The organism is Gottfriedia luciferensis, assembly GCF_001712755.1.
In the GTDB taxonomy this organism is placed as follows: domain Bacteria; phylum Bacillota; class Bacilli; order Bacillales; family Bacillaceae_G; genus Gottfriedia; species Gottfriedia luciferensis_B.
In genome coordinates this window covers 47,897-60,590 of record NZ_MDKC01000035.1, presented here as the reverse complement: position 1 = coordinate 60,590, position 12,694 = coordinate 47,897, and the positions used below count along the sequence as shown (strand labels likewise).

Sequence of the window (12,694 nt, the reverse complement as noted above, 5' to 3'; positions counted from 1 at the left end):
TCATTAGTTAATTTCTATCAATTGATAGAATCCTCCGTTAAATAATTAGCCGTTTCATTAATCAACGGTAGAATAACTTCTATAGTTGTACCTTTGTTGACCTCACTCTTAATATGGATTTCGCCAAAATGATTATCAATGATTTTTTTACTAATCATAAAACCTAAGCCCGTTCCTGTTTCTTTCGTAGTATAGAATGGTTGTCCTAACTTATTAATCGTTTCTTCGGACATCCCGCCTCCTTCATCAATAAATTGGATCATCAATTTTTCTTCATCCCTTGTTTGGGTTTGAATAGTTAATTTTCCACCTTTGTTCATAGCTTCAATTGCATTTTTAATAAAGTTGATAAACACCTGTTTCATTTGATTTTCATCACAATTAATATGAATATCTTCAGTTAGAAACCCAGTGATAATTTCAACATTATTCATAATTGCTTCCGTTTTTAATAAATCGACAATTTGGGTTAATAACAATTGAATATCCGAATGTTCCAATTTATTAATTTGTGGCTTTGCTAGAATAAGTAGTTCGCTAAGAATTCCTTCGATTCGTTCACATTCTGACGACATAATTTTAAAATATTCTTCTTTATCTCCAAATCCATTCTTCATCAAATAAATGAATCCTTTTATAGCCGTGATAGGGTTTCGGATTTCATGGGCAATTCCTGCAGCTAATTGACCAGCAACAGAAAGTTTTTCGGTGTTTTGTAACAATATTTGAGACATCTTCCACTCTGTAATATCCCTTAAAGTTACTGACCAACCATCCAAATTCCCTTGTGCATCGTGAATGGGCGCTGCAGATAATATAACATCTACCTTTACCCCATCCTTTCGAACACGGATTGTTTCTTCTCCGAAAATAAACATTCCTTGCTTAACTTTACCTTCAAATCGTTTGACTTCTGCCATAATTTCGTCGGGAATAAACCCTAAATCATACAAATGGGCACCCTGGATCTCTTCTCTTGTCCAACCAAACATTTTGTCAAATGCTTTATTAGAATGGACTACTTTACCATTCTGATTAAAAATTAATATGCCATCTACATTGTTTTCAATAAATGATTCAAGTTGTTTCGATTTAATTTTGAGGGTTTCCTCTGCTTTTTTTCTTGAAGTGATATCACGGCAAATTCCTGTGATTCCTATCACATTTCCTTTCAAATCAACAATAGGAGAGAGAGTTGCACTAACATGAATCAGACTACCATCCTTACATTTTCTAATAGTTTCTAGTCCAACAACAGATACACCAGTCCTTACTTTACTATGTACTTCTTGAATAAAGTTATTTAGAAAATCGGGAACAATCGGTAAATTCTTCCCTATAATGCTTTTTGCTGAATAACCAAACATTGTTTCAAATGAACAATTAATCTCTAGCACTCGATTTTCTAAATCAATAACCCATATTGCATCTGCATTGTTGTGAACAAAAGATTCTAGTCTTTCTTTCGTTTTGCGTAGTTCATCCTGCTCCGATTGACGATCCGTGATATCTTTTGCAATTCCATAAACTCCAACTATCTTACCGTTTTCTATAATCGGCATATTTGTAACGTTTAAATAGACAACAGTGCCATTTTTATGCAATGCTTTTACTTCGTATCTTTGGGTAATGCCTTCCGTAGCTCTTTTATAATGTTCCATTGCCCTATCCAAGTCTATTTTACTTACCAGAGGTACAAATGACATCTGCAATAACTCCGATTCACTATATCCTAACATTCTTTCCATAACTGGATTTACACTAAGATAATTTCCATTTAAATCAAAAGAATAGACTGCATCTGGATTTTGTTCAAAAAGGGATTTGTAATGTTCATCTTTTTGTGTTTGTGATTGCTTCCTATCTGAGATATCTTGGAAATATACACTTAATCCGCTTAATGAAGGATACGCTCTCACTTCAAACCACATATTGAGTGGGGGAAAATATGCTTCAAAATTATCTGGTTTTTGTTCAAGTATCGCCTTATGATAATGCCTATAAAACGCTAACTCTATTGCTTCAGGAAATTCACTCCATATATTTTTACCAACTAAGTTATCCCGTTTACGAAAAAGTAGACGGGCAGCTGCTGAGTTTACATAAGTAAAATTCCAATTTACATCTAACGCAAAGAATCCATCGGTAATTCTCTCTAAAATCTCATTAGCGTTTCCTACTGTGTTACTCATCTGCTACCTCGCTGTCCATTTATATTTATATTTATTATTTTCAGTAATCGTCTACTCATTAGTAATTATTTATTCCTATTCATTCTCAAATAACTATTCTTGTCGAATATATGAAAATCCTGCTAATTACATCTTCATTTAACTTTTGGAAGATAGGAAACATTGATTACGTTAATTAGCTATTTAATAGGTTAGCTTATGGTATAAAAATTAAAAGAGCAATAACAAGGATTGCTTCATTTCTGATTATACGAAAAATGAACTAATGAACTTGACATGCAACTTATTAGTTGCTTAATATATAAATATTAGGGAGGTCGAATGAAATAGATAAGGTTTTTAAAGCACTTGCCGATTCAAGTCGTAGAAAATTGCTTGATGAATTATTTATAAATAACGGACAAACATTAAGTGAAATGTGTCAAATTCTTGAAATGAGTAGACAAGCAGTAACTAAACACCTGGTAATATTAGAAGAAGCAAATCTTGTTGTAATAGAATGGCATGGTCGAAATAAGCTTCACTATCTTAATCCAGTACCGATTAACGAAATATCAAAGCGATGGATGAATAAGTACGAACATAATCGCTTAGATGCATTAAGTGAATTAAAAAAACTTGAGGAGGATTCTAACAATGAATAAACCACAATTTGTTTATGTTACATACATCGCTACTACACCCGAAAAGCTATGGGAAGCTTTAACAAGCACTCAATTTACTGAAAAATACTTTTTTGGAACTGCGATTGAATCTGATTGGCAAGTAGGATCAACTGTTTCTTATTTACGAAATGGCGAGGTTACAGACTACGGAACAATTTTAAAATGTGAACCAAATCGCTTACTCTCTTATACTTGGAATCACACAAACGATCCCACGAATCGTAAAGAACCATCTATCGTTACATTTGTGTTGAAAGAATTAGAGTCGACAGTTAGATTAACGCTGAAACATGAAAATCTAGAGCCTACTGATTTAGTAGATCGTGATGACACGTTTGAAGGATTAAATAACGGCTGGCCAGCAATTTTGAGTAACTTAAAAAGCTTGCTTGAAACAGGAACTACATTGCCACCAATTTCGATTTAAGAAAGGTAGTTTAAATGGTTTTTGAAAGGGACTCCCCATATGTCATGTTAACTGGCAGAGGGACGTCCCTTTTTTTATTGTAATAAATCTCCTAACTTTCTATTTCACATATATCGTATTATAAGATATAATCTGTCTATAAGAACTAATCGTATTATACGATATAAGGAGATTCGAAATGGATAAAGAAATAAAACAACTGAACCAATTATGGACTGATATTTACTATCTTTTACGTTATAAGCATAAAGAAAATATTACGCACCAAAGTGTTCGGATTTTACAAATTATCGATAAAGAAGCTGAAGTAGGGATAAAGGATATTTCTGAAGGAATTAAAGTCTCTCACAATACAGCCTCAGAACATGTTAAGCGATTACTAGAAAAACAATATGTTTATAAAACTCGTGGTGAGATTGATCAACGAAAAGTAATCCTAATGCTTACTGATTTAGGGAAAGAAGTATTGTTACAAAACTCCAGTTTAAATGAGGAAAAGCTTCAACAGCTTCTTTTTAAACAGATGACAGAAGAAGAAAGAGAAACGATTATGAAAGCCTTTAATTTAATGAAAGAGAGGGCTCAAAATGTACGCGATTATTAAAATATTTACTTCAGCAATTATTATCGGAGTGATTACTGAAGTAGCACGCCGATTTCCCACACAAGGTGGTTTGATTGCGGCATTACCTATCGTTAGTCTTTTAAGTCTAATTTGGCTAAATGTTCAGGGCGAACAAGTACAAACATTAAGTAAATTTGCATATGGAGTTGTACTTGGTATTCCGGGTACGGTGATTATGTTGTTGATTATAGGAGTAGCGCTTCAGCATTCAATACACTTAGTTACTTCAATCGGACTTGGCATTATAGGGTGGCTTGTTTATATTTTTGCCCAAGATTTAGTAGTAAAACATTTGTTTTAAATAAAAAAGTTTTTTGCGACTTTTTTACAATTTTGAAAAATAAGTTTTGATATAATGAGTTAAATAAACGCTAATTAGGAGATAAAATGTTAAAAAAACTAAAAATTTGGGCGAAGAATTTAAAACGACAAATCTTTACACTTTATTTTGCTTGCAAGGATGAACGGGTTCCTTGGTATGCAAAATTATTTATCGTTTGTGTAGTAGCATATGCTTTTAGTCCGATTGATTTAATACCTGATTTTATTCCAGTTTTAGGCTATTTAGATGATGTAATTCTCATTCCTATAGGTATTTATATCTCTTTAAAGCTGATACCAGATAATGTAATAGTCGACTGTGAAATGAAAGCAGAAGAAATGATGAAAAAAGGTAAACCTAAAAATTGGATAGTCGGATCATTCATTTTAATGATTTGGTTAGTGATTTTTATTTGGGTAATTTACAAGGTTTATCAATTAATTAATTAATTAATATTTTCAGACTGAATGAAAAAACGGCTGTCCTATTTTGAGGGTAGTCGTTTTAATTTTTTTATGAAAATCTTTAAAAATCTTATTCTTATCGAAAATGTACTTCCATGATTAATGTACACTCCTGGGGAGGATTAGATCGATATAAAAGAAAGAAATCCACAAGGTAATTATTCCTTGTGTTTTTTTATGAATTGGACTCATTTTATTTTAACCACGTATGATCTCAAAAAGGCATCACAAAACCAGAGTTAAATATCCCAGCTTTTCCTTTAACCCAAATTTAATATCCATACCATCCACAAAGTGTCCGACTTTATCCAATTCTCTACAAAATATAAAAATATTGAAAAAAAGAATTAGTTATGAAATAAAAGCTTACTGGAATATAAATTTAATAAAACCTGTCTATGGAGGACTATTTATGGCTTTTGTTGCAATCTATACAGTTGGTAGGCTAAAACACCCATATGACCACACTGCATCTCGACAATTTTTTTCTGTAGGAAATGATGTCTTTCGTCAGGCTACAAAATCTGGACACATGATTGACGCGTTTTCATCTGATGGAATCTCTCTCCCTGAAGAAGCTAGTAAGGGGGATGGTTATCCTATACTTACACTAACAATATGGAAGAATCTAGAATCCTTATATCGTTTTACGTACTCAGGGCACCATAAGCAAGCATTAAAAGATCGAAGCAAATGGATGGAATCTTATAAAGAACAGCACCTTTCATATGTTATATGGTGGACAGAGAAGCAAAGCGATGTTTCATGGGAAGAGGCCTTTAAAAGATATGACTATTACATTCAAAATGGACCAACTCCTACTGCTTTTGATTTTAAACATGCATTTGATCAATATGGTGAAGCGTTATTAATTAAGTAGTAATAGATTTCTAGATAAATTGTGCCTAAATGATAAAAAAGTAGGAATTTTACAAATAATTAATAATTCCTACTTGATTTATAGGAATACTTGTATTAATATTTTCGTAAATTAGATTATTAAAAGAAAAGGGGGAGAAAAATGAATACATTTCTTATCTGTGTAAATGTTGTAATCTTATTAGTACTTATGTATGGCTTGTATTTTATGCAAAAGAAGCATGTATCTTTTTCAAAGCGTGTATTCGCGGGTTTAGGTTTAGGTCTTATTTTTGGTTATATTATTCATCTAATCTATGGAACTGAACATGACGTTACAGTCGGAACAATCGACTGGTTTAGCATTGTTGGTAGCGGTTATGTAAAACTATTACAAATGATTGTTATGCCGCTAGTATTCGTTTCGATTGTCGGAGCGTTTACAAAATTAAAGTTAACTAAAAATATCGGTAAAATTAGTGTCCTTGTTATTGGGATTCTACTTGGTACAACAGCTATTTCAGCAGCTATCGGAATTGGATCCGCTTTAGGTTTTGGCCTTGATGGATTTAAAATATCAGCAGGAGCTGCAGAGACTGCTAGAATTACAGAATTACAAGGCCGTGTACCAACTGTAGAAGCGATGACAATTCCAAAACAAATCCTTGAATTAATTCCAAGTAATCCATTTTTAGATTTAACTGGTGCACGTGCAACATCTACAATTGCAGTTGTCATTTTTGCAGCGATTGTGGGAATTGCATACCTAGGGGTAAAACGTAAAGAGCCTGAAACTGCAGAGTTTTTTGGTAAAATAATTGATACACTTTATACAATAACGATGAGAGTCGTATCGTTAATTCTTCGTTTAACACCTTATGGAATCTTAGCAATCATTACAAAAGTAGCAGCAACAAGTGATTATGATGCAATCGTAAAATTAGGTAAGTTTGTAATAGCGTCTTATGTGGCTTTAATCTTAATGTTTATTGTGCATTTATTATTATTATCATTTGCAAAACTAAGTCCAGTAAGATATGTGAAAAAAGCCTTACCAACTTTATCGTTTGCATTTACATCACGTACAAGTGCTGGAACATTACCAATGACAATCAAAACACAAACAAAAGATTTTGGTGTTTCAGAAGGAATTGCAAACTTCGCTGGTTCGTTTGGACTTTCAATCGGCCAAAATGGATGTGCTGGTATCTACCCTGCAATGTTAGCTGTAATGGTAGCTCCATCAGCTGGTGTTGATCCAACAAGTGCATCATTTATTATCTCTCTAATTTTAATCGTAGCAATCAGTTCATTCGGTGTAGCCGGTGTCGGTGGAGGAGCAACTTTTGCAGCTCTTATCGTACTATCAGTTATGAATCTTCCAATCGCAATCGTTGGGTTACTAATCTCAGTTGAACCTCTAATTGACATGGGCCGTACAGCTCTAAACGTTAGTGGCGCAATGACATCAGGTATTCTAACAAGTAAAGCTACAGGAGAATTCGAAAAAGAAGTTTATCAGCAAGCTAATGTTGTAGATGTTGTTGAAGCATAAATTTAGTTTAAATGGATAGCCTATATTGGCTATCCGTTTTTTATATTATAAAGATAGAAATTTACAATCCTTTCCCTTGGTAGAAGAATAATCAAACTTTACAAACTACGAATCTCGCCTTTATACTAAAAATAGTTTGAATTTTCTTTCAATTATATGAAATGTAATTTTGAATTTTATTTTCAAAAATGAAACGAATATTCCAACGATTTGGCCTATGATCGTTTGGCTATTTTATTTTAAAGGGAGGAGATTTAAATTGGCTCGATTGACTCGTAGTATTGTAACGTCAACACTATCGCTTGCTTTGGTTACTACAACAGGTTCTGTCAGCTATGCTCAAACAAATGTAGAGAAAACCTCAATCCAGGCAGAGGTGAATGGAATGAAACAAATCAAACATAGTGATAGCTTTCCTGTGTTGAGCAAAGTAAAACGTCCTGAGGAGGTTGGATTTTCATCTGAGAAATTAAAACAAGTAGATGAAATAATCCAGCAGGATGTAAACAATGGTTTTCCGGGTGCAGTTCTAATGATTATTAAAGATGGAAAAATTGTAAAAAACACTGCTTATGGGTACTCGAAAAAATACGATGGGCTATCACCACTGAAACATCCTCAGAAAATGAAGACGAATACAATGTTTGATTTGGCATCAAACACTAAAATGTATGCAGTTAACTTCGCTTTGCAACATCTTGTTAGTACCGGAAAAATAGACTTGAATTCAACTGTACAATCATACTTTCCAAATTTTAAAGACAAATCAACTGATATAATTAAAGGGAAGGATACCCTACGCTTAATCGATATTTTACACCACACTGCTGGTTTTCCAGCTGATCCGCAATACCACAATCCTACTGTAGCAGGTTCCTTGTATACACAAGACCGTAATGAAACATTTGAAAAAATCGCTGAAACACCGTTAGAATACGTACCTGGTACGAAAAACATTTATAGTGACGTCGATTATATGATCCTCGGATTTATCATTGAGAAAATAACTGGCCAAAGACTAGACGACTATGTAGAAAATACGATTTATAAGCCATTAGGTTTAAAACACACTATGTTTAACCCTTTGCAAAAAGGATTCAAACCGAAAGATTTCGCGGCAACCGAGTTAATGGGGAATTCACGTGACGGTATCATTTCTTTTCCAAACATTCGTACATACACAATACAGGGAGAAGTGCATGATGAGAAGGCCAACTACTCTATGGGTGGCGTTTCTGGTCATGCGGGGCTGTTCTCTACGACAAGCGATTTAGCGGTTCTATTGCAAGTAATGTTAAATGGAGGTGGATATGGCAAAGTAAAATTATTTGATCAAAAGACGATTGATCAATTTTCAGCACCTTCCGATTTAAATCCAACCTATGGCTTAGGGTGGAGAAGAAATGGCTCTCCAAGTATGTCGTCTACGTTTGGATTGTATGCAAGTCCAAATGCGATTGGACATACCGGCTGGGTAGGCACTCTGACGATTATAGATCCGGATAATAATTTAGGGATTGTCTTATTGACAAATAAAAAACATTCACCTGTAATTGATCCACTAATAAATCCGAACAAATTTGTAGGGGATGACTTTGCTACAGGACAATATAAAGCCGTGGCGACTGCTGTGTATGAATCATTGATAAAATAAGGTTTAGTATCGAATAGAATGCATTACAATTATTAATTTTTATACTTACCTAGAAAAGAGAAAAATCGTCTATCTTGATTGATTTTCTCTTTTTTTTGTCAAAAATTATTTCAATTTATGCTCTGCTAAAGTAGATTGTTGATTTTCTTATTCAACTTCTATGAAAATCAGTTTCTTCATATATAGATAAATGACACATATCTAAAGAAAGCTAAGCTCAATCGTTAAAAAAAAGAGCTAACTAAAAAGCATAGTGAATGGTGGGTTAGATACATAAGAAAAATTTAACTTTTGTAGATAAATAGGCGGAATTCCCCGCTATATTTATTAGATGAGATTGAAGAAAAGACAGTTCCAGTTATAACAACTGCATTTAGGGGAAATCTTGATGGAGTATACTCGCATGATACTTATGAGGATTTTATTGAAAATGGTGGTTTTCTTATAGAAAGAAAAATAGATAATGTGGAAAATGCTATAAATGAGTGGGAAGAAGAATATGAAATGTCTGAGATTCAAATAGTCCTATTAAAATCCATTTTCAAACGTAAAATTGAAAATCCGACTAAAGACATCGTATTAAATGAAAAAGAAATAAAAATGATTGGGTCGGAAGATGAAGAAGGCCTAAGTGAAAGTAGAATATCATTTGAAGAGCTATTATTTTACTTATTATAAAATAATGTCATGCGAATAAGGCAGTGAGATACTTGAAGATAACGGGTCACAAAAGTGGCCCGTTTTTTATTGAACAAAATGTCAGTTTAGTTAAATTTCCATGAGTCTTTTGATTGATTAATACTTTTTGGTTAAATGATAAAATAAAAATGAATTTACAAATAAATATGGTATAGACTGATTTGATGGATATAGAGGTATGGATTTAGTAGTATCAATTTGCATGATTATGATAGTTTATTATTTAAGTCAAATTGTAAAAGAGTTACGAAAAAGATAAATCATAGTGTTATAAAAAGTTGAACATTGGGTGAGTGTGCAATGGATCAATATACACTAAGTAGAAAAGAGTAGTCGGGGCTATAGTATAAATCGGAAACAGGCTTCGTCAGAAAATCATAAATCTATTTATTGGAGGTCTATCGTGAAAAAAATCGTTCTACCTTTTTTGTTCGTTATCTTTCTTAGTGCATGTAATCATCATGCTGCAGAAGACAAACTGTTCGGAAAATGGTCTTACCACACAAAAACAACGAAATCGAATGAAGATGTTGATTATCAGATTGAATTTAAAGAAGACAAAAAAACAAAGCATGGGGTTCTTATGAGGTACACTACGAAAATGGCTTCTTTTAACCAAACGTTGGAACGACATTACAAAATCGTCTCGTCGACCGACAAACAAGTGAAGCTGAAAATAAAAGGGACATCAAACATTTTAACGGTAAAGGTGACAGATAAAACCATAACATTATTAGAACAAACATATAACCGAGTTGACGAATAAGTGTAAATGAAAAGGCAGATAAAGTTCATTCTGTTAAGTGGGTAGTGGTTGTAATTAATTCTTGATAAGGGTTCTAAAAGTTGCCTAATTAGACAACTTTTTTTAGTTTAAAAATAAACATTTATTTAACTGAGCTTCAATTTTAAGAAATTAAGTATTAGAACTTTTGGGAATTTTGTTGCAAATGCAACGAAATTGAGTTAGATTTAATGAGTGATATTTTTATTGCATTTGCAACAAAAAACAAGGGGAGATTCTGGATTATGTATATTCCAAAATATTATAAAGTCACAAATCCTAAAGAAATTTGGGATTTCGTTCAAAAAAACTCATTTGGTACGATTATCACAACAAAACAGAGTAGACCAATTGCTACTCATTTACCTTTAGGTATAACTAAAAAAGGTGAAGATTATTATATTACTGGACATATTGCATATGGAAATCCACAATGGAGAACATTTGAGAATAGTGAAGAAGTGCTTGTTATGTTTCAAGGACCTCACGCTTATATTTCGTCTTCTTGGTATGAAGTTGAGGAAGTTCCAACTTGGAATTATCAAGCCGTGCATGTTTACGGAAAAGCAAGCATTTTAGAAAGAGATGAATTAGTAGATGAACTAACAATCATGCTAGAAAAATATGAGAAAAATCGTGAAAACCCAGTACTCTTGGATAAACTTTCTCCAGACCTTTTAGAAAGTGAACTTAAAGGTATTGTTGGATTTAAGATTAAGGTGAATGAAATTCAGGCTTCATATAAATTGAGCCAGAACCGAAGCGAAAAGGATTATAATCATATCATTGATAATTTACAAAAAGAAAAAGATCCACAGTCAAAACAAATTGCTGAACTAATGGAAAAGAGATTAGAACATGTATCTTTTAAGGAAAGTAAAAAGTAAAAATGGTTTTAAAAATTGAAATGGAACTAATACATTTCATTAACTGCATATAAATTATTAAAAGCTGTCTTTTTAGATAGCTTTTTTTGAACCTCAAAAAAATTTAAGTATGACATAGGAATCTCAGTTAAAGGATGTGAAGATAGTTGTTGATTATGCTACTAACGGTACCAATTTTATTATTAGCATTATTTTGTTTATGGGTTTCAATTTTTACTAAAAAAAAGCTTTTAAAAAAGATATTTTTTTTCTTAATAGGAATAACATTGGCAATTATCGTGATTTATCTATTGGATTTCTATTTGTTTTTTCGTCTATAGAGGAACCTTCGTTTGTTAAAGAAAATGAGTTTCTATTCAACTCGTCAAATATTTTAGCCGAACAGAAATATTTTTGTTGAAGATACAAAAGAATAACGAAAACCTATGGTAATATTAAATTACATATCTTTCCAAATAAGTAAAAAATAAACTGTTGTTAGTTCGAATTTAATGAACTTTCCCTGAGTTAGCTAATAAAAAATATAAAAATACATAATATAAAAATACTAGTGAAGAGGAGTATAGAATGAAAGAATTTTTACAGCTTTTAAAAAAAGGTAATAAATCTGCATTATTAGCAGCTATTGTTAACGCTGTAATAGCGATAATAAAAGGAATAGGGTTTAGCATGACAGGAAGTGTTGCACTTTTTGCTGAGATGATGCATAGTGCTGCCGATACTGCGAACCAACTTTTTGTTTTTAGCGGTTCAGCTTTAAGTAAAAAAGCACCAACAGATCGGTTCCCAAACGGATTTGGTCGACTAGTTAATTTAGTTTTACTTGGAGCAGTATTAATTGTAGGAATTATGGCGTTTGAAACGATTGTCGAAGGAATTCATCATATTGTACATCCAACCCACTCTTCAGGACTGGCTATTACCCTTACTATTTTAGGTGCTTCGGTTGTGCTTGAAGCATTTGTACTTTACAAAGCAATGAAAGAAATTAGTCATGAATTAGGAATAACAACAAGTGGTTTTGGCGTAGTTACAGAGGCAATTTCTAATTTAGGAAAAGCAAAACCAGCTACAAAATTAGTTTTCTTAGAAGATACAGTAGCAACTTTAGGTGGATTATTAGCGATGATTGCTGTAATCATTGCTTACTTTACACCATTTCATCAAGCGGAAGGTGTTGCTTCTGTCATCATCGGTATTTTGATGTTCCTTGTTGTTGGAAAAGTTTTTCTTGATAATGCTGCAGGTGTAATTGGTGAATCTGATGAAGAAATGGAAGACAAGATTGGTGAAATCATAATGGAAGATCCAGATGTCAAAGATATTCAAGCTCTTACGGTTGTCAAAGAGGGTGAAGATTTACATGTTGAAATAGAAATTGAATTAGATCCTAATTTAACTATAGCTCAAGCTGATGACATAAAAGATCGTTTAGAAGAAAAAATCATGAAAGAAAAAGGTGTAACGGACGTAATTATCGAATTGGACGAAGATGACGGTGTTCAGAATTGGACTGATGATAATAAAACAGAATTAATTGAAAAATAAACTTTTAAGTGAGA

The 12,694-nt window shown here is 32.7% G+C and carries 13 protein-coding genes; 12 read left to right on the top strand and 1 reads right to left on the bottom strand.

Features of this window, described 5'->3' with window-relative positions:
- Positions 1–17: 17 nt before the first annotated feature.
- Positions 18–2,192, bottom strand: coding sequence for a PAS domain-containing sensor histidine kinase (locus tag BED47_RS19715; RefSeq protein ID WP_069035054.1), 2,175 nt, complete (start codon positions 2,190–2,192; stop codon positions 18–20).
- 305 nt (positions 2,193–2,497) lie between these two features.
- On the opposite strand from BED47_RS19715, the gene BED47_RS19710 reads away from it, so the two are divergent.
- The 12 genes from BED47_RS19710 to BED47_RS19655 all read left to right on the top strand — a co-directional run bounded on the left by BED47_RS19710 (position 2,498) and on the right by BED47_RS19655 (position 12,680).
- Positions 2,498–2,836, top strand: a complete 339-nt coding sequence (locus BED47_RS19710) for an ArsR/SmtB family transcription factor (protein ID WP_069035053.1) — start codon at positions 2,498–2,500, stop codon at positions 2,834–2,836.
- Positions 2,829–3,284 (top strand): SRPBCC family protein, encoded by a 456-nt coding sequence (locus BED47_RS19705; protein WP_069035052.1) that lies wholly within the window; start codon positions 2,829–2,831, stop codon positions 3,282–3,284. Before BED47_RS19710 ends, BED47_RS19705 begins: the two co-directional genes overlap by 8 nt.
- A 178-nt stretch (positions 3,285–3,462) precedes the next feature.
- Positions 3,463–3,888: a MarR family winged helix-turn-helix transcriptional regulator gene (locus BED47_RS19700; RefSeq protein WP_069035051.1), complete on the top strand. Its 426-nt coding sequence runs from the start codon at positions 3,463–3,465 to the stop codon at positions 3,886–3,888.
- Positions 3,872–4,210, top strand: a complete 339-nt coding sequence (locus tag BED47_RS19695; RefSeq protein ID WP_069035050.1) for a DUF3147 family protein — start codon at positions 3,872–3,874, stop codon at positions 4,208–4,210. The genes BED47_RS19700 and BED47_RS19695 overlap by 17 nt, the downstream gene beginning before the upstream one ends.
- 86 nt (positions 4,211–4,296) lie before the next feature.
- Entirely contained in the window at positions 4,297–4,680 is a 384-nt protein-coding gene (locus BED47_RS19690) for a YkvA family protein (protein ID WP_069035049.1), read from the top strand.
- Between the two features lie 427 nt (positions 4,681–5,107).
- Positions 5,108–5,575: a DUF3291 domain-containing protein gene (locus tag BED47_RS19685; protein ID WP_069035048.1), complete on the top strand. Its 468-nt coding sequence runs from the start codon at positions 5,108–5,110 to the stop codon at positions 5,573–5,575.
- 141 nt (positions 5,576–5,716) lie between these two features.
- The gene (locus BED47_RS19680; protein ID WP_069035047.1) at positions 5,717–7,108 is read left to right on the top strand and encodes an L-cystine transporter; all 1,392 of its coding nucleotides are present in this window, start codon (positions 5,717–5,719) and stop codon (positions 7,106–7,108) included.
- Positions 7,109–7,493: 385 nt separating this feature from the next.
- Complete coding sequence (gene pbp4b, locus BED47_RS19675) at positions 7,494–8,762, top strand: penicillin binding protein PBP4B (RefSeq protein ID WP_254664637.1); 1,269 nt, start codon at positions 7,494–7,496, stop codon at positions 8,760–8,762.
- 504 nt (positions 8,763–9,266) lie between these two features.
- Positions 9,267–9,440, top strand: coding sequence for a hypothetical protein (locus BED47_RS23825; protein ID WP_175403529.1), 174 nt, complete (start codon positions 9,267–9,269; stop codon positions 9,438–9,440).
- A gap of 424 nt (positions 9,441–9,864) precedes the next feature.
- Positions 9,865–10,227 (top strand): lipoprotein, encoded by a 363-nt coding sequence (locus BED47_RS19665; protein ID WP_069035045.1) that lies wholly within the window; start codon positions 9,865–9,867, stop codon positions 10,225–10,227.
- A 263-nt stretch (positions 10,228–10,490) separates the two neighbouring features.
- The gene (locus BED47_RS19660) at positions 10,491–11,132 is read left to right on the top strand and encodes an FMN-binding negative transcriptional regulator (protein ID WP_069035044.1); all 642 of its coding nucleotides are present in this window, start codon (positions 10,491–10,493) and stop codon (positions 11,130–11,132) included.
- Positions 11,133–11,699: 567 nt separating this feature from the next.
- Complete coding sequence (locus BED47_RS19655) at positions 11,700–12,680, top strand: cation diffusion facilitator family transporter (protein WP_069035043.1); 981 nt, start codon at positions 11,700–11,702, stop codon at positions 12,678–12,680.
- Positions 12,681–12,694 lie beyond the last annotated feature (14 nt).

Excerpts from the sequence above, each read along its gene's own strand:
- BED47_RS19715 (WP_069035054.1), bottom strand. The coding sequence starts at position 2,192 with ATGAGTAACACAGTAGGAAACGCTAATGAGATTTTAGAGAGAATTACC.
- BED47_RS19705 (WP_069035052.1), top strand. The coding sequence starts at position 2,829 with ATGAATAAACCACAATTTGTTTATGTTACATACATCGCTACTACACCC.
- BED47_RS19700 (WP_069035051.1), top strand. The coding sequence starts at position 3,463 with ATGGATAAAGAAATAAAACAACTGAACCAATTATGGACTGATATTTAC.
- BED47_RS19695 (WP_069035050.1), top strand. The coding sequence starts at position 3,872 with ATGTACGCGATTATTAAAATATTTACTTCAGCAATTATTATCGGAGTG.
- BED47_RS19690 (WP_069035049.1), top strand. The coding sequence starts at position 4,297 with ATGTTAAAAAAACTAAAAATTTGGGCGAAGAATTTAAAACGACAAATC.
- BED47_RS19685 (WP_069035048.1), top strand. The coding sequence starts at position 5,108 with ATGGCTTTTGTTGCAATCTATACAGTTGGTAGGCTAAAACACCCATAT.
- BED47_RS19680 (WP_069035047.1), top strand. The coding sequence starts at position 5,717 with ATGAATACATTTCTTATCTGTGTAAATGTTGTAATCTTATTAGTACTT.
- pbp4b (WP_254664637.1), top strand. The coding sequence starts at position 7,494 with ATGAAACAAATCAAACATAGTGATAGCTTTCCTGTGTTGAGCAAAGTA.
- BED47_RS23825 (WP_175403529.1), top strand. The coding sequence starts at position 9,267 with ATGTCTGAGATTCAAATAGTCCTATTAAAATCCATTTTCAAACGTAAA.
- BED47_RS19660 (WP_069035044.1), top strand. The coding sequence starts at position 10,491 with ATGTATATTCCAAAATATTATAAAGTCACAAATCCTAAAGAAATTTGG.
- BED47_RS19655 (WP_069035043.1), top strand. The coding sequence starts at position 11,700 with ATGAAAGAATTTTTACAGCTTTTAAAAAAAGGTAATAAATCTGCATTA.